Origin of the sequence: Bradyrhizobium sp. HKCCYLRH2047, assembly GCF_051168175.1 — a bacterium.
Classification (GTDB): domain Bacteria; phylum Pseudomonadota; class Alphaproteobacteria; order Rhizobiales; family Xanthobacteraceae; genus Bradyrhizobium.
Genome location: NZ_JBNPUM010000020.1, coordinates 16,987 through 34,097, shown reverse-complemented (window position 1 = coordinate 34,097; position 17,111 = coordinate 16,987). Strand labels below are relative to the sequence as shown.

14 protein-coding genes are annotated in these 17,111 nt (G+C 64.9%); 7 read left to right on the top strand and 7 right to left on the bottom strand.

The features are described from left to right. The first annotated feature begins 81 nt into the window (after positions 1-81). From ACQR1D_RS30250 to ACQR1D_RS30240, 3 genes are all read left to right on the top strand, one after another. The gene (locus ACQR1D_RS30250) at positions 82-1,149 is read left to right on the top strand and encodes a CaiB/BaiF CoA transferase family protein (RefSeq protein WP_434839813.1); all 1,068 of its coding nucleotides are present in this window, start codon (positions 82-84) and stop codon (positions 1,147-1,149) included. Positions 1,150-1,380: 231 nt separating this feature from the next. Continuing rightward, the gene (locus tag ACQR1D_RS30245) at positions 1,381-2,448 is read left to right on the top strand and encodes an alcohol dehydrogenase (protein ID WP_315802512.1); all 1,068 of its coding nucleotides are present in this window, start codon (positions 1,381-1,383) and stop codon (positions 2,446-2,448) included. A gap of 140 nt (positions 2,449-2,588) precedes the next feature. Continuing rightward, entirely contained in the window at positions 2,589-3,668 is a 1,080-nt protein-coding gene (locus ACQR1D_RS30240; protein WP_316218375.1) for an isocitrate/isopropylmalate dehydrogenase family protein, read from the top strand. Here ACQR1D_RS30240 and ACQR1D_RS30235 read toward each other — a convergent pair. The 3 genes from ACQR1D_RS30235 to ACQR1D_RS30225 form a co-directional block, all read right to left on the bottom strand. Beyond that, positions 3,665-4,486: an enoyl-CoA hydratase gene (locus ACQR1D_RS30235; RefSeq protein ID WP_316183504.1), complete on the bottom strand. Its 822-nt coding sequence runs from the start codon at positions 4,484-4,486 to the stop codon at positions 3,665-3,667. The two genes, ACQR1D_RS30240 and ACQR1D_RS30235, sit on opposite strands and share 4 nt — an antisense overlap. Before the next feature lie 439 nt (positions 4,487-4,925). After that, entirely contained in the window at positions 4,926-5,321 is a 396-nt protein-coding gene (locus ACQR1D_RS30230) for a helix-turn-helix domain-containing protein (RefSeq protein ID WP_015668220.1), read from the bottom strand. A gap of 7 nt (positions 5,322-5,328) precedes the next feature. Next, positions 5,329-6,549, bottom strand: coding sequence for a LysR family transcriptional regulator (locus ACQR1D_RS30225; RefSeq protein ID WP_434839709.1), 1,221 nt, complete (start codon positions 6,547-6,549; stop codon positions 5,329-5,331). A 512-nt stretch (positions 6,550-7,061) separates the two neighbouring features. Here ACQR1D_RS30225 and ACQR1D_RS30220 point away from each other — a divergent pair. Together ACQR1D_RS30220 and ACQR1D_RS30215 are read left to right on the top strand one after the other, a co-directional pair. Beyond that, the gene (locus tag ACQR1D_RS30220; RefSeq protein WP_315802553.1) at positions 7,062-7,307 is read left to right on the top strand and encodes a hypothetical protein; all 246 of its coding nucleotides are present in this window, start codon (positions 7,062-7,064) and stop codon (positions 7,305-7,307) included. A gap of 302 nt (positions 7,308-7,609) precedes the next feature. Further along, positions 7,610-8,344: a cytochrome c biogenesis CcdA family protein gene (locus ACQR1D_RS30215; RefSeq protein WP_315802516.1), complete on the top strand. Its 735-nt coding sequence runs from the start codon at positions 7,610-7,612 to the stop codon at positions 8,342-8,344. Positions 8,345-8,350: 6 nt separating this feature from the next. Here the strand turns inward: ACQR1D_RS30215 and ACQR1D_RS30210 are convergent, their stop codons facing one another. Both ACQR1D_RS30210 and ACQR1D_RS30205 read right to left on the bottom strand, forming a co-directional pair. Further along, positions 8,351-9,868 carry an HWE histidine kinase domain-containing protein gene (locus ACQR1D_RS30210; RefSeq protein WP_315802517.1) on the bottom strand — a complete coding sequence of 506 codons (1,518 nt, stop codon included), beginning with the start codon at positions 9,866-9,868 and terminating at the stop codon, positions 8,351-8,353. A 244-nt stretch (positions 9,869-10,112) separates the two neighbouring features. Then, positions 10,113-11,387, bottom strand: coding sequence for a serine hydrolase domain-containing protein (locus ACQR1D_RS30205; RefSeq protein WP_315802518.1), 1,275 nt, complete (start codon positions 11,385-11,387; stop codon positions 10,113-10,115). Positions 11,388-11,539: 152 nt separating this feature from the next. On the opposite strand from ACQR1D_RS30205, the gene ACQR1D_RS30200 reads away from it, so the two are divergent. Further along, on the top strand, positions 11,540-12,454 hold the full coding sequence (locus ACQR1D_RS30200) for an intradiol ring-cleavage dioxygenase (RefSeq protein ID WP_434839708.1): 915 nt from the start codon (positions 11,540-11,542) through the stop codon (positions 12,452-12,454). A gap of 24 nt (positions 12,455-12,478) precedes the next feature. On the opposite strand, the gene ACQR1D_RS30195 is transcribed toward ACQR1D_RS30200, so the two are convergent. Continuing rightward, positions 12,479-14,209: a protein kinase domain-containing protein gene (locus tag ACQR1D_RS30195; RefSeq protein ID WP_434839707.1), complete on the bottom strand. Its 1,731-nt coding sequence runs from the start codon at positions 14,207-14,209 to the stop codon at positions 12,479-12,481. A 66-nt stretch (positions 14,210-14,275) separates the two neighbouring features. Beyond that, positions 14,276-15,109, bottom strand: a complete 834-nt coding sequence (locus tag ACQR1D_RS30190; protein ID WP_316183509.1) for a formate/nitrite transporter family protein — start codon at positions 15,107-15,109, stop codon at positions 14,276-14,278. Between the two features lie 678 nt (positions 15,110-15,787). On the opposite strand from ACQR1D_RS30190, the gene ACQR1D_RS30185 reads away from it, so the two are divergent. Next, the gene (locus tag ACQR1D_RS30185; protein ID WP_434839706.1) at positions 15,788-17,104 is read left to right on the top strand and encodes a CmpA/NrtA family ABC transporter substrate-binding protein; all 1,317 of its coding nucleotides are present in this window, start codon (positions 15,788-15,790) and stop codon (positions 17,102-17,104) included. The last annotated feature ends 7 nt before the right edge of the window (positions 17,105-17,111 follow it).

Sequence of the window (17,111 nt, the reverse complement as noted above, 5' to 3'; positions counted from 1 at the left end):
GAGAGCCGTTTGACAGGATGTTTCGAGGGTCTGCGTGTCCTCGACTTCTCGACCACCATCGCCGGCCCGCACTGTGCCCGCATGCTTGCCGATATGGGAGCGGAGGTGATCAAGATCGAGTCAGTCGAAGGTGAAACCATGCGCACCCGGCCTCCGATGCGTCATGGCTGCTCTACCGCTTTCGGTCAGCTCAACGTCGGCAAGAAGAGCGTCGTGCTCGACCTCAAGTCGCGCGACGGTGTCGCCGCGGTGTGCCGGCTGGTCGCATCGGCCGATATCCTGGTCGAGAACTTCCGCCCCGGGGTGATGCAGCGGCTCGGGCTGGACTATGCGGCCTTGAGCGCGCTGAACCCGCGGCTGATCTACTGCTCGATCTCGGGTTACGGCCAGACCGGCCCATCGGCGGAACTCCCGGCCTATGCCCCGGTGATCCATGCGGCTTCGGGCTACGACATGGCGCATCTCGCCTACCAGCCGGGGCGCAGCCGGCCCGATTATTGCGGCATCTATCATGCCGACGTCGTCACCGGGACCTACGCGTTCGGCGCCATCGCCTCCGCTCTGTATCAGCGCGAGCGCAGCGGGCGCGGCCAGCACATCGACTGCTCGATGCTGGAATCGATGCTGAGCCTGACGCTCAACGAGATCCAATGGTCGCAATTTCCCGTCGCGCAGCCGTCGCGGCCGACCTTCGGCCCGGCGGAGTGTCGCGACGGCTATGTGATGATCGCCATCGCCAGCGAGAAGACCTTCCAGAACCTGATGACCGTGATCGGCCATCCGGACTGGGTCGATGATCCCAGATTCGCAAAATATTCCGACCGGCGGGCAAACTGGGGGGCGCTGATGGATGGCGTCGAAGCCTGGTCGCGCCGGCTCGACGTCGCCCAATGCCTGGAGGCCTTGAACGCGGGCGGCGTACCCAGCTCGGCCTACCGCAGCGTGGCCGATGCGCTGGCTGATCCGCAGATCGCGCATCGCGGCGCGCTGGCCGATGTGGAGGATGCAGCCGGCAACTTCAAGGTCGTCAACCTGCCGTTCCGGATGTCGGAGGCGAAAGTTGCGGCCGGCCCCCGGGCCGCGAGCCTCGGAGAGCACACCGAGGGCATCCTGCGCGAGGCTGGCGTCAGCGACGCTGCAAAACCTTGAGCTCGCTGAGGCAAAACGCTGCAGGGCTGCCATGACCGCACATGCTGCGCGCAGCCTTGCCGCTCCACGCGTTTCCAGCCAATGTCGCGACATCGCAAGAACAGTCCGGACCAGCCGGACGCGCTCATGCCGGGAGGAGGTCCAAAGGCGCCGTTGCCGCGCGCAGCCGCGCCGCTCGTCCCGTCGATGCGCCGTCCGGTCCTGGCCGCGCCGGACGACGGGAGTGAAAGCATGAAGAGCTTCAAGGTCACCGATTTCAATGCGCCGCTGACCGAGGTCGACGAGCCGACGCCGCAGCCGTTCGGCAAGCAGGTGCTGATCAAGGTGAAGGCAGCCGGCGTCTGCCACAGCGACCTGCACATCTGGGAGGGCGGCTACGACCTCGGGCACGGCCGCAAGCCGCTGTCCCTCAAGGATCGCGGCGTGTCGCTGCCGCGGACCATGGGCCATGAGAGCGCCGGTGAGATCGTGGCGTTCGGGCCGGAGGTCACGGAGGCGGAGAAGGGCGGGCTGAAGGCCGGCGACGTCGTGCTGGTCTATCCCTGGATCGGCTGCGGCAAGTGCGCCACCTGTCTCGCCGGTGACGAGAACATGTGCCTGAAGCCGGCCTCGCTCGGCGTCTATTGCGACGGCGGCTATGCGGACCACATGACCGTGCCGCATCCGCGCCACCTGATCGACCTCAAGGGCCTCGATCCGGTGACGACCGCGCCCTACGCCTGCTCGGGCGTCACGACCTACAGCGCGCTCAAGAAGGTCGAGAAGGACTTCGACACGCCGATCGTGATCTTCGGCGCCGGCGGCCTCGGGCTGATGGCGCTGTCGCTGTTGAAGGCCATGGGCGGCAAGGGCGCGATCGTGGTCGACATCGACGCGCGCAAGCGCGAGGCGGCGCTGGCGGCCGGGGCGCTGGCGGCGGTCGACGGCAAGGCGCCGGATGCGCTGGAGCAACTGAACAAGGCCGCAGGCGAGCCGATCCGCGCCGTCATCGACCTGGTCGGCAATGCCGCCACCGCGCAGCTCGGCTTCGATTGCCTGACCAAGGGCGGCAAGCTCGTCATCGTCGGCCTGTTCGGCGGCGGCGCGCCGTGGGCGCTGCCACTCATTCCGATCAAGGCGGTCACCATCCAGGGCAGCTATGTCGGTAATCTCCGCGAGACCAAGGAGCTGCTCGATCTCGTCCGCGCCAAGCACATCGCCCCGATCCCGGTGACGCCGATGCCGTTGTCCAAGGCCAACGATGCCTTGCACGATCTGCAAAAGGGTCAGCTGGTCGGCCGTGCGGTGCTGACGCCGTAAATCGCAACTCCGTCCGCTCGTCATGGCCGGGCTTGACCCGGCCATCCACGTCTTTGGCGCCGCGGCGTTAGAAAGTCGTGGATGCCCGGGTCAAGCCCGGGCATGACGGCTCATTGATGTCGTCCTCGAAAGCGTCGCCCATGCCCTCGACCAATTCACTCCACATCGCAGTCCTCCCCGGCGACGGCATCGGTCCTGAAGTCATGGCGCCCGCGCTCGAGGTGCTGCGCAAGGTCGAGGCCAAGGCCGGCCTGTCGTTCCGCTTCACCGAGGCCCAGGCCGGCGCCAACAACTATCTCGCAACCGGCGTCTCGATCGCCGACAGCACGATCCGGCTGTGCGAAGAGGCGGACGCGATCCTGCTCGGCGCCTGCGGGCTGCCCTCGGTGCGCTATCCCGACAACACCGAGATCGCGCCGCAGATCGAGCTGCGCTTCCATTTCGACCTTTATGCCGGCGTGCGGCCGGCGCGGCTGATCCCGGGCGTGCCGAGTCCGATCGTTGGTGCCGCCGAGCACGGGATCGACTTCGTCGTCATCCGCGAGTCCACCGAAGGCCTGTTCGCCTCGATGGGCAAAGGTGTGGTGACACATGAGGAGGCGCGCGAGACCCTCGTCATTACCCGCAAGACATCCGAGCGGCTGTTCAACTTCTCCTTCAAGCTCGCCGCCCGGCGCCGCGCGCGCGGCCGCTCGGGAACTTTGGCCTGCGTCGACAAGGCCAACGTCTTCAAGGCCTTCGCCTACTTTCGCAAGATCTTCGACGAGGTCGCTCAACTTCATCCGGACGTGAAGACGGACCGCCTCTACATCGATGCCTGCGCGCTCATGCTGGTGAAGCGCCCGTGGGATTTCGACGTCCTGGTCACCGAGAACATGTTCGGCGACATCCTGTCCGATCTCGCCGCCGGTCTCGTCGGCGGCATGGGCATGGCGCCGTCGGCCGACATCGGCGACCGCCACGCCGTGTTCCAGCCCTGCCACGGCACCGCGCCCGACATCATGGGGCAGGGCAAGGCCAATCCGACCGCGATGATCCTCTCGGCCGCGATGATGCTGGACTGGCTGGCGGACACGCATGGCATCGAGGGCGCAGCCGAAGCGGCGCAGCGGATCGAGCTGGCCGTCGACCGGGTCTATGCCTCCGGCCTCAAGCCGTTCGAGTTCGGCGGCAAGGCCGGCACGATTGACGTGACCAAGGCGGTGCTGGAGGCGCTCTAACGTCCCTTGAAGGCCGGCTTGCGCTTCTCCATGAAGGCGCGGCGGCCCTCGCGGAAATCCTCCGAATCCATGCAGGCGTCGCCGATCCGCTTGATGGCTTCCATGTCGCGCCGGCTTTCGTCCTTCAGCACTTCGGCGATGGTGATCTTGGCAGCCTTGACCGCCAGCGGCGCATTGCCGGCGATGGTGCGGGCGATCTCCAGCGTCGCCGGCAGCAGCTCGTCGTTGGGGATCATCCGATCGATGAGGCCGATGCGCAGCGCCTCCGCGGCATCGACCCGCAGGCCCGTATAGAGCAGCAGCCGCGCCTGCGACGGGCCGACCAGTGACACCAGGTTGCGCAGGCCGTCATAGCCATAGGCGATGCCGAGCCTGGCGGCGGGGATGCCGAACTGGCTGTCCGCGGCGGCGAAGCGCATGTCGGTCAGCATCGCGATCTGCAGGCCGCCGCCGAGGCAGAAGCCGCTGACGCAGGCGATCGTCGGCTTCGGGTAGCCGGCGAGCAGCGCCCGCTGGGCGGCGCTGCGCTCGGCATAGGCCTCCGAGGCCGCGGCGTTGTGGCGGCTCTGCTCGAACTGGCTGATGTCGGCACCGGACACGAAGGCCTTGCCGCCGGCGCCGGTCAGCACCACGACCCGGATCGCGTCATCGTCGCGCAGCGCGACCAGGGCCTGGCCGAGCCCCTCCCACATCTCCAGCGACATCGCATTGCGCTTATCCGGGTTGTTGAAGGTGATGATGCCGACGCCGTCGCTCGCTCTGGTCATGAGGATCTTGCCCTCGGCGAAGGTGGTGGGGAGCTCGGAGATGGTCGGCATGAGGGTCCGTCGGCAGGGAGGGCAAGGCGGCCGGCATCGTTCACCGCGCCGGTGACGGCGTCAATGTGAGTTCAGGCCACGATGGGCAGGCAAGAGGACGTCGGAGCCGATGCTCTCGACCTGTGCACGGGTGGCCCAGGAGAGGACGCGCAGCGTTCATGATCAGCGTCGGCCGACGGGACCGAAACGCCGCCATGCCGCCACTTCCTATGACGGCAGAGAGCACGAGAATACAAGGGCGACGGAGCCTCAGACCGCGCAGCGATCGCTGGGCGGACGAGAAGGGCCGGTGTGCCGGCCGCGCCGATCACTCGGCCTCGAGCCGAGGCAGTGAACTCGCCCGAGCTGGCAAAGCCTGGCGCCCCCAAGTTGCGCCCTCGAGCGAAGATGGTCCATATCCATCACGGGCAGATCTGTCTGACGGATCAGACAGCCTTGCCTATTCTTCGTTCGCTGCGATCGATTCCATCAAGGATACCAGCTGACGTTGTACGGTCTGGTCCTTGATCTTGCTGTAGGCGCGCAGCAACCGCAGGCTGAAGGCTGAGTCCAGGAACAGGAGGCTCTCGACCTCGCGCGCCTTGCTGTCGCCGTCGTAGAAGAACGTCACGGGCACGTCGAGCGCGGTGGCGATCTGCTGCAGACGCGCAGCGCCGACCCGGTTGACGCCCTTCTCGTACTTCTGGACCTGCTGGAAGCTCACGCCGAGCTTCTCGCCGAGTTCAGCCTGCGAGATCTTCTGCTCCACACGCCGGAGGCGAATCCGCTTGCCGAGCTCGATGTCGGGCTTGCCCGCACTGCGCTGCTTCATTTTCTTTGCCGCTGATTTGTTCATACTGATTTTACCGTCCTTCCATCGGAAAGCCCCCGAATAGATGGGTCAGGGGTTCACCCATATATACTGTTTTAAGTTGCTGTGGATGAATGAATTCGTCTTTAAACCACGGGTATTTGCCAGGGTTAAAGGCCTCGACCAGCCAGTCGATCATGTGACGCACCCTAGGGATGCGTCCGGTGGTGGCATGGTAAGACAGCCAGATGTCGTAGGACCACTTGAGGTCAACCTCAAGTGGTATGATCTTCCCGCCCAGGGCACTCGCATAGGTTGGGAAGACCCCGATGCCGGCGCCGTGCGCCACGGCCCAGTAATTGGCGCTCGAGACATTGGTGGTCATCGCGATCAGGTCCCGCTGCTCGAAACCGGGAAAGATGGTGGCGAAGGCGGCGTTGGCGGCGGCTTCGTCCGCCACCTGCAGAACCAAGCGATGTTTGACGAGATCGTCAATCGTCTTTGGGATGCCAAATATCTCCAAATATTTCTCGCTCGCAAAGCACATCAGGTGCATGCGGCCGAGCCGGACCAGCTTGACGTCGAGCGCCGCCGGCCGGGAGAGATGGATGGCCACGTCGGCCTCGTGGCGTGACACGTCGGCCGAGCGCATCGCGCAATAGAGGTCGACCATGACGTTGGGAAAGCTCTGCTGAAATTCGACCAGCCGCGGCGCCAGCCAGAACGTGCCGAGCCCCTCGGTCACCGCGACCCGGACCTCGCCCGACGCAGCGCCGGCGAGACCATCGCCCGCGCGCAGCAGCTCGAATGACGCGGCCTCCATGCGTTCGACGGCAGAGACCACCAGTGCGCCTTCGTCGGTCAGCCGAGCGCCGTGGACGTCGCGTGTGAACAGCGTCGCGCCGATCTGCCGCTCGAAATCATCGATGCGTCGCCGTACGGCATTGATCGAGAGCGTCAGCCGCTCTGCCGCGGAGCGGAAGCTGCCGGCCCTGACAACCTCGAGGAAGATCCGCGCTGCATCCCAGTCGGTGAGGCTTGCCAGCGCCGATTTGCTCACGGTCGACTTGGCCGGGGCGGCCCGGCCCGTCGCAGTTTTTGCCGGCTTGCTCGCCGTTGCGCCCTTGGCGCCGCCACTCTCTCGGCTCAGTTCAAGGCTCGATCCTGCCGCAGCAGACGAGTCGCCGTGCTCCCCTGGCGCCAGCGTCGCAGGGGTCTCGGCTAGGTCCTGGCGTTCCTTCTGAGGAACGCCCCGTTCCGCCGCAACGCGCATACAAGCTCTCTCCGCCTGCTAGAGTGATTCCGATAAATTACGGGCAGGGCACGTTCGTGCCATGATTTGGTTGAGCGATCGAGGGTCGATGAGTCTGCCACGTTCAGTTCTCTGCAGCATGGTCTTACCGCCAGCAGACGCGCGGTCTGACACATCATGTAGGACAGAGACACGCTTAGCGCGAGTCGAACCTAAGATCGACGGTTTTTGCCTCGACTGCAATGAAATGGTATTCGAAGATGGTCCGTTGTCATGCTATCTTGATGAACGGATCGTGGCGCTAACTCATCGAATGCCGGGGAGCGGTGATGTGTCTTCACCATGCGCCATGCCAGGACGTCGTCGTGCCGTCCCAGGGGGTGGGCGCGCGGCTCGGATGAGCCGCATGGGCAAAGCGCGGGGGAGCAACGACATGACGTATTTGGAAGCCATCCGCGAGTCGGGAGTTGCTCGGCTCCATCTCGTCGCACGCTAGAACGGAAACGACGCCTGTGGCCAATTCAGACGAACAAATGCTTGCAGTGCTTGCATCCCTGGAGCAGTGCCGCGCCACGCTCGCGGCGACGGGCAATCGCGAATCGGCACATTTGGTCTCGGTTGCCATCCTCGACCTGCGTATGAAGCTGAACCGTCTGAGCGAGGACGATCTGAGATCGCTCTGCGATGAAATGGTTCAAGCTGACAATCCCGACAAGCTGCGCGATCCGAAGCTGCAGCCGGGTCAGCGCAGGCAGCCTTTGCTTCGAGTGGTGAAATAGCACAGTTCGATGTGTGCACAAAGGTGCATTTAGCGCATTTGTGATATGTCGTGATCCCGCGGTGATGCGCGCAGCGGCTCGCGGACGAGCCGGTTGGAACGGGTGGACGTGCCGCATCCGGGCGGGACTTTGCCGACGAGGCTCCGATCCGGGGACGTCGGGCTCAATCCTCGCGAAGGCCTGCAGGCGGTGATCATCGTTGAGCGCCGTAACTTCGGCACGTCTGTTGCGTATTCCCCGTATCGGCGGCAAGAAGCGTCGTGCCCCGGCTTGCGCCTGGAGGGGCGTATCGCGGGACTCGCATGATCCAGAACGTATCGATTCCGGCCGCGTTCATTGCTGGCCTGGTCAGTTTTCTTTCGCCCTGCGTGCTGCCGCTGGTTCCTCCGTATCTGGTCTATCTCACCGGCGCCACGATCGAGCACATCGAGAGCGAGGAGCCTCCGGCCGCGTCGCGCCGCGCGGTGATGATCTCGGCCGCACTGTTCGTGCTGGGCTTCTCCACCGTGTTCGTCATGCTGGGGGCGAGCGCCTCGCTGATCGGCGGCCTGATCCGGGCCTGGTCGGAGCAGTTGTCCATTCTCGCCGGCATCGTCATCATCGTGATGGGCCTGCACTTCCTCGGCCTGACCCGGATCGCGTTCCTGATGCGCGAAGGGCGGCTGCCGATCCCCAAGCCGGTCGGCCTGTGGGGCGCCTATGTCATGGGGCTCGCCTTCGCCTTCGGCTGGACGCCGTGCATCGGGCCGATCCTGGCTGCGATCCTCTCGATCGCAGCCGCGGAGACGACGGTCGCCAAGGGCGCCGGGCTCCTTGCCGTCTATTCCGCCGGCCTCGGCATTCCGTTCCTGGTCGCGGCGTTCATGATCGAGCAGTTCTCGGCGCTGTTCATGCGCATGCGTGGCCATCTCGTGAACATCGAGCGCGCGATGGGCGTGCTGATGATCGCCACCGGCATCGGCTTTCTTACCGGCGCGGTCTCGACCTTCAGCATCTGGCTGCTCGAGACGTTCCCGGCGCTGCAGAGGTTCGGCTGACGCGGCTCAATCGTCGAGCTTGCAGGTGATGGTGTAGACCACGCCCGGCGGCAGGAAGTCGACCGTGGCCTCGCCGCCGAGCTGATCGCGCGCGCTGCGCTCGATCAGGCGGGAGCCGAAGCCGCGCTGGATCGGCGCCGAGACCACCGGGCCGCCGGTCTCCTGCCACACCAGCCGCAGCCGTGCCGGCAGCTTCTTCGCGGCGTCGGCCGCGCTCGTCAGCTCCCAGGACAGATCGACCGTGCCGGTGTCGTTCGAGAGCGCGCCATACTTGGCGGCGTTGGTTGCGATCTCGTGCACGATCATCGACAGCACGACCGCGAGCCGCGGCGACAGCGCCACCTTCGGGCCGGAGATCCTGATGCGGTCGGGCGTGTTGAGGCGATAGGGCTTGAGCACGCGCTCGATCACGTCCTGCAGCTCGGAGCCCTGCCATTTCTCCTTGCTGAGCAGATTATGCGCCTCGGCGAGCGCGCCGAGCCGGCCCTCGAACTTCTCGCGCTCATGGCGGCTGGCGCTGCGGAAGGTCTGCACCGCGATCGCCTGCAGGATCGCCAGCGTGTTCTTGACCCGGTGATTGAGCTCCTCGATCAGCAGATCGTGCAGCATCTCTGCGCGCGCGATCGTCGTCGCCATCCGCACCGCGAAGGCCAGGCCGATCGCCAGCATGATGCCGCCGAGCAGGCTGGTAACGGCGAGGTTGCGCCACAGCGGCGCCACCAGCGAATCCTCAGCGATGCCGGCGCCGATGGTCCATCCGGTCAGGGTGGAATGGGTGAAGCTCGACAGCAGCGGCACACCCTCGAGCGATACGCTCGACAGCGTCGCCTCCTGCTCGCTGCGCATGCGATCGAAGACCGAGGGCGAGGCCTGCTTGCCGATCGTCTTCGTCGGATTCGGCACGCGTGCGAAGACGGTCGCCTGGCGGTCGAGCAGCGACAGGGTCCAGTCCGGGTTCGGCCGCTGCTTTTCCAGGATGGTCTGGAACATCTCGATCGGCGGGCTGAACGAGATGTCATAGACGACCTCGCCGTCGCGAAAGACGGGAACCTCGACGGTGACGATCAGGCTCTTCTTCACGACGCCGTAGAACAGGTCGGAATATTGCGGCTGCCTGGTCTCGAACACGCGGCGGGTGATCTCGCGGTTGTTGCGCGGCGGCAGGTGAGCCGTATCCGGCGTCGCCGACGAGAACAATTGGCGTCCCTCGCGGTCGGCGACCACGATCGTGCCGTTCTTGCCGTACTGCTCGAGGAAGCCCATCGCGATCGGCCGGAAGCGTTCGAAATCGCCGGTGGTCAGCGCATCGGTCAGCGCCAGCACCTGGACGCCGCCGGTCATGCGCTGCATTTCGGCATCGAGCGTCAGGCGGATGCTGCGCACCGTCTCCAGCACGCGCTGGCGGGCGTCGCTGCGGTCCTGCATGTAGTTGTGCAAGACGATCCCGCCTGCGAACAGGATGAGCGGCAGCGTGGTCCCTGCGACCAGAAGAGCAAGCCGGATCGGCAGGGAGAGTTTTGGCACGGATGCCCCGTTTGAGCTGGCGCTGCTGATTGCCGTTGGGACTGACGTCGGCTGGGGAGATGCGTCGGGCGCAGGCGAATGTATGCAGCGAGCGCATATCAGGCTGGAGCGGCTGCGTCCGCAAGGTCCTGGCGGTTGCAGCCGTTCACATCGTTGTCAGCATAGGAGAGCGGTGCAAGCGCGCCAAGCGCAATGCGCGGGGATCGTCGGTTCCCTGAGCGGCTTTGCCGCCACAGCGCCTCTCCTAAACGTTGCTCTCGGTGATGGCCGCGTACACCATCGTGCGCAGCTCGCGGCGGATCGGGTAGGCGCTTGAGGGCAGCACCTGGGTCATGAAGATCGTGATCAGCTCTTCGGCCGGGTCGATCCAGAACGCGGTGGAGGCCGCGCCGCCCCAGGCATATTCGCCGGCGCTGCCGGGGATCAGCGTCTTGGCCGGGTCCATCGTCACCGAGAAGCCGAGACCGAAGCCGATGCCGTTATAGGCCGCTTCCGCGAACATCGAGCGCGACAGCGCCGGCAGGTCGACGCCGCCAGGCAGATGGTTCGAGGTCATCAGCTTCAGCGTCTTCGGCCCGAGCAGCCTGACGCCGCCGAGCTCGCCGCCATTGAGCAATGCGCGGCAGAACGTCAGATAGTCGGCCGTGGTCGAGCACAGGCCGCCGCCGCCGGAGATGAAGTCGGGCGGGTTGAGGAAGGTGCTGGTCGCCGGGTCGTCCTGCAAGGTCAGGCCGCCCTTGCGATCGGCGGCGTGAAACGACAAGGCGCCGCCGGCGTCGGCCGAGTAGCACGCCGCCAGCCGGTGCGCCTTCGCCGCGGGAACGTGGAAGTCGGTGTCGCTCATGCCGAGCGGATCGAAGATGCGCTGTTTCAGGAATTGCTCGAACGGCTGGTCGGCGATCTTGCCGACGAGATAGCCGACCACGTCGGTGGACACCGAGTAGTTCCAGGCCTCGCCCGGCGAGAACTCGAGCGGAATCCGCGCGAGGTCATCGATCATCGACTGCAGGGTGCCGGCCTTTTCGACCGCGCCGATCTTGGCGTCGCGATAGGCGGCATCGACGTTCGAGCGCTGCTGGAAGCCATAAGTGAGGCCCGAGGTGTGGCGCAGCAGGTCGACGATCAGCATCGGCCGCGCCGGGGGCCGGCTGACGAAGGCCGGTGCCGTGCCGGCGACGAACACGCCGAGATTCTTCCACTCCGGAATGTATTTCGCGACCGGCTCGTCGAGCGCAACCTTGCCCTCCTCGACCAGCATCATGAAGGCGACCGAGGTGATCGGCTTGGTCATCGAATAGATGCGGTAGATCGTGTCGTCCCGGACCGGGACCTTGCGCTCGACGTCGGCAAAGCCGAGCGAGCTCGCGTGCACGATCTTGCCGCGGCGATAGACCATCAACTGCGTGCCTGGAAAACGGCCTGCCTCGACATAGCGCCGTTTCAGGTGGGCATCGATGCGGTCGAGCGCGGCTTGCGACATGCCGACGGTTTCGGGCGAGGCGGGAGTGGGGGCGAGCATCGGCGTCTCCGCTGTCGTTCGGTTTTCGTGGCCCGCGCGGACGGCTTGCGCGAAGGCGATGGAGCTGGAGCTGGGTGATAGCGGAAAATCGCCGCGCTTCCAATGGCAGCGCCCGTCGGGCTGATGTAGCCTTCGCCGCAGGAGGACCGCCCATGACGCAATTCAACGAAGCCGAGCTCACGGATGCCGTCGTCAAGAGCTTCGAGGGGACACCCGACCCACGGGTCAAATTCCTCATGCAGGAATTGGTGGCCTCGCTGCACGACTATGTCCGCAAGACCAATCTCACGTTCGACGAATGGGCGGCCGCAATCGAGTTCCTGACCCGCACCGGCCAGACCTGCACCGCGAGCCGGCAGGAGTTCATCCTGCTGTCCGACGTGCTCGGCGTGTCGATGCTGGTCGACGCCATCAATCATCGCGACCGGGCAGGGGCGACGGAGACGACCGTGCTCGGTCCGTTCTACGTCGGCGAGCACAAGGTGACGCCCCACGGCACCGACATCTCGGCGGATCTCAAGGGCGAGAAGATGTTCGTCCAGGGACGGGTGACCGATCTGTCGGGTGCTCCGCTGGCGGGCGCCACGGTCGATGTCTGGCATGCCGACGACGAGGGCTTCTACGATTCGCAGCGGCCGTCCTATGAAAGCGATGGTCCGTCGTCGCGGGCGCGCTTCATCACGGATGCGGATGGTCGCTTTTTCTTCCGCACCATCCTGCCCTGCAGCTATCCGATCCCGACCGACGGTCCGGTGGGACGGATGATCCTCGAGACGAAGCGTCATCCGATGCGCCCGGCCCATGTGCATTTCCTGGTGGACGCCAAGGATTACGAGCCGCTGATCACCCACGTCTTCGTCGGCGGCGACGAATATCTCGACAGCGACGTCGTCTTCGGCGTCAAGGACGACCTCATCGCCCAGGTGCAGCGGCGCACCGATGCGGTGATGCCGGACGGCAAGCTGGCGGCCGGGCCGTGGCACTTGATGAGCTATGATTTCCGCATGAAGCCGGGAGCAGGCGTGGCGCCGAGGCCGCTCGGCGCGATCGCGCCTGAACCCGCCTGATCCTGCGGCGAGCGCCAGTCCCGCCTACCAGCCGCCGTGGCGAGCCGCGAGCAGGATGACGACGGCGATCGCGAGCAGCGCCGTCGTTGCCTTCCAGAACAGCAGCGGATTGCGCTCGATCAGCGGCGTCCGGTCGCCGCCGACATAGGCCGGATTGGGGTGCCGCAGGTCGAAGACGAATTCCGAGAGGCTCTCGTAACGTTTGGCAGCGACCGGATGGACGGCGCGGCGAAGTGCCCCGTCGATCCAGAGCGGGACGGTTTGGTCATCGCCCGAGGCCGGCTGATAGCGCACCTTGCGAAACTGTGCCGGGGTTCTCGCGCGCGCCATCTGCGCGCCATAGGGCAGCCGGCCTGTCAGCATCTGGTAGGCGATCACGCCGAGCGAGAACTGATCGGACCATTCGGAGCCGCCCTCGCCGAGAAAATATTCCGGCGCCGTATATTGCTGGGTGCCGAGGATGCTGTCGTGGTCGGCGGCCGGGTCGGCCTCGACCACGCCGCTGACGCGCACCGATCCGAAATCGATGATCTTCACCGTCCGGGTCCGGTCGATCATGATGTTTGCAGGCCGCAGATCCTGGTGCAGCATTTCCTTGCGATGCAGCGCCTGCAGTCCGTTGGCGATCTGCTCGATGATGTCTCTGACAGTATCGAGATCGGCTTTCGGATGGTCGATCATCCATTGCGCCAGGGTCTGGCCTTCGACGAATTCGGTGACGACGTAGAGATGATCGCGGCGGCGCGTCGATGGGAAGGCCTTCAGCACGTGCGGATTGTCGATCCGTCGCGCGATCCACTCTTCCATCAGGAAACGCTTCAAATAGGCCGGGTCGCCGCGCAGGTCGATCGAAGGCACCTTGATGGCGACGGGGAGCTCCGTCTCGACGTCGACCGCCAGATAGATGTGGCTGCGGCTGCTGGAATGGATCTCGCGCAAGATCCGGTAGCCCTCGAAGATCATCCGCGCGTCCAGCAGCGGCGCCGGCGGCAGCTGCTCGGCCTGGACCGGAATCTCGGCGGCGTCGCCGACACCGAGCTCGTCGATCCGCACGATCTGGATCGTGAGATTGTCCGCGCTGCCCTGCGCCAGCGCCTCGGCGACGATGATGCGGGCCGCCTGGTCGAGGTCGTGGGAATTCTCTTTCAACACGTTGGCGACAAAACGCTTGCCGACATGCTCGTGAACGCCGTCGGTCGCGAGCACGAAGATGTCGCCGCGCTCGATCCTGACAGCCTGGTAGTCGATTTCGACCTGAGGATTGACCCCGAGCGCACGCCCCAGATAGCTCTGCTGCGACGAGATGACGACGCGATGATCGTCGGTGAGCTGCTCGAGCGAATGGCCGGCGAGGCGTGAGATGCGGCAGTCGCCGACATGGAAGAGATGCGCGGTGGCCGCCTTGATCACGATCGCGCTGAGCGTGCAGACGTAACCCTTGTCGCGGTCATAGGCGTATTGGCTGGCTCTGGTCTGGGCATGAAGCCAGGAGTTGGCGGCCGTGATCACGCGTCGCGCCGACGTCTTCACCGACCAGGCATCCGGCGTGCAGTAATAATCGGTCAGGAAGCTCTTGACCGCGGACTCGCTCGCGATGTGGCTGACCTCGCTGCTGCTGATGCCATCGGCGATGGCGACCGCGATGCCTTTCAGGCTGAGCGCAGGCTCATCGGGGATCAGTGCGCCGTGGAAGTCCTGGTTGCCCGGCTTCTGCCCTTTGTCGGAATGCGCTCCGATTGTGATCCGCAATGGCATTTGGCTGTGGGGCGAAGGCGAGGGAGCCCGACCTTAGCGCGGGCGGGCTCCCGAGGGAAAATGAAATCAGGCGGCTGCGCGAACGGAGACCTTGGCATCGCGCTTCGGCTGCGTCCTGATATGGGTGGCATAGAGCGTGAGGCCGGTAAAGGAGAGGCCGCCGACGAGATTGCCGAGCACGGTCGGGATCTCGTTCCAGATCAGATAGTCCATGATCGAGAACTTCGCATGGAGCATCAGCCCCGACGGGAACAGGAACATGTTCACCACCGAATGCTCGAACACCATGTAGAAGAAGACCAGGATCGGCATCCACATCGCCAGCACCTTGCCTGGCACGGTGGTCGAGATCATCGCGCCGACCACGCCGGTGGAGACCATCCAGTTGCACAGCATGCCGCGGATGAACAGCGTCGCCATGCCGGCCGCGCCATGCGCCGCGTAGCCGAGCGTCCGGCCTTCACCGATATTGCCGATGACGGCGCCGACCTTGTCCGGCTCCTGCGTGAAGCCGAAGGTCGTCACGAACGCCATCATGAAGGCCACCGTCAGCGCGCCGGCGAAATTGCCGATGAAGACGAGTCCCCAGTTGCGCAGCACGCCTGCGATGGTCACGCCCGGACGCTTGTCGATCAGCGCCAGCGGCGACAGCACGAACACGCCGGTCAGGAGATCGAAGCCGAGCAGGTAGAGCATGCAGAAGCCGACCGGAAACAACAGGGCGCCGATGATCGGCTGGCCGGTATTCACATTGATCGTGACGGCAAACCAGGCCGCGAGCGCCAGGATAGCGCCCGCCATGTAGGCGCGGATGACGGTGTCGCGGGTGGACATGAAGATCTTGGACTCGCCTGCGTCCACCATCTTGGTCACGAATTCGGAAGGCGCGAGATACGACATTCAAACGTCCTTTGCTTGCTCTCGGGAATGGATTGCGAGCTGCCTTGCGAGAGGGTCTGGCTCTCGAAGGACATCGCCACGGGCAGGCGGATCGGATGTCGAATGCGGGAAGGGCGTCACGACGACCGCGCCGAGAAGACCTCGGTCGCGTGCGCGCGTCCGTCCCGGATAATCAGGCCCCATCGGCCTCGACAGTCCAGCGAACCGCAGTCATCGTTGACTTGTAAAATTGTAAGCAATGCCTGTGCCAAATTTGGCGCCAATGAAAAGTTTAGCCATTCCAATTGATTGCGTTCGGATACCGTCGCCGCGGCTGCTTGAAAGAGCCGTCTTGGCGCTCTGATGCTCATGGAACAATCGCGGCATGCCCACATTGTGTGCGGCGCACACAAAGTGGGCGAATCGCAAATTTTGGATGCGGCCTCCCGGCTCTGATGGATCGCTGTGCAAAGCTAAGCGGTTGAATCAGTTTCAAAATCCAAAACTTGCGCGTTGGCACGAAGCTTGAAAGAGCATTTGCGACGCCATCGATGCCGTCCGCGCAATCCTCATCCGAATCGTGACGCTGCCCCTTCCGAGGCCACCTCGGAACACGCGCTTTCGTGCGTGGCGCAGCGACCCGCAACGGACGGCCATTTCACCCATCGAGCGCTCTTCAGACAAAGGACGACAGCACTCATGACGAAGACTGCCAATCCTGCTCGCCGTAACGGCTTCAGCCGTCGTCAGCTTCTCAAGGCGGGCGCCGGCACGGCCGCGCTGCTAGCAGCCGCGAAGTTGAACTTGCCGGGCGGAGCGTTCGCCCAGGGGGCGGGGCCGGAAGTCGCCGGCGCCAAGCTCGGCTTCATCGCGCTGAGCGATGCCGGTCCGCTGTTTGTCGCCAAGGACAAGGGCATCTTCGCCAAATACGGCATGCCGGATGTCGACGTGCAGAAGCAGGCCTCGTGGGGCACCACGCGCGACAACCTCGTGCTCGGCTCCGAGGGCAACGGCATCGATGGCGCGCACATCCTGACGCCGATGCCGTACCTGATCTCCTCGGGCAAGGTGACGCAGAACAACCAGCCGACGCCGATGTACATCCTGGCGCGGCTCAATCTCGATGCGCAGTGCATTTCGGTCGGCAAGGAATATGCAGACCTCAAGCTCGGCCTCGATACCGCGCCGTTCAAGGCCGCGCTGGAGAAGAAGAAGGCCGCCGGCAAGTCCGTGAAGGCCGCGATGACCTTCCCGGGCGGCACCCACGATCTCTGGATCCGCTACTGGCTCGCCGCCGGCGGCATCGATCCTGACAAGGATATCGAGACCATCGTGGTGCCGCCGCCGCAGATGGTAGCCAACATGAAGGTCGGCACCATGGACTGCTTCTGCGTCGGCGAGCCGTGGAATGCGCAACTCGTCAACCAGGGCATCGGCTACACCGCGGTCACCACGGGCGAGATCTGGAATAAGCATCCCGAGAAATCCTTCGCGATGCGCTCGGCCTATGTCGACAAGTATCCGAAGGCCGCGAAGGCGCTGACCATGGCGGTCATGGAAGCCCAGCAGTGGTGCGACAAGATGGAGAACAAGCAGGAGCTGGCGACCATCATGGCGAAGCGGCAGTGGATGAACTGTCCGGTCGAGGACGTCGCCGGGCGCACCGCCGGCAAGTTCGACTACGGCACCGGCAAGGTGGTCGAGAACTCGCCGCACGTCATGAAGTACTGGCGTGATTTCGCCTCCTATCCGTTCCAGAGCCACGACCTCTGGTTCATCACCGAGGACATCCGGTGGGGCAAGTATGAGGCCGGCTTCGACGCCAAGTCGCTGATCGCCAAGGTCAACCGCGAGGACATCTGGCGCGAGGCCGCCAAGGAGATGAACGTCGCCGCCGCCGAGATTCCGACCTCCAAGTCGCGCGGCAAGGAGACCTTCTTCGACGGCAAGGTGTTCGATCCGGAAGATCCCGCCGCCTACCTGAAGTCGCTGTCGATCAAGCGCGTCGACGCCTGATTAGGAC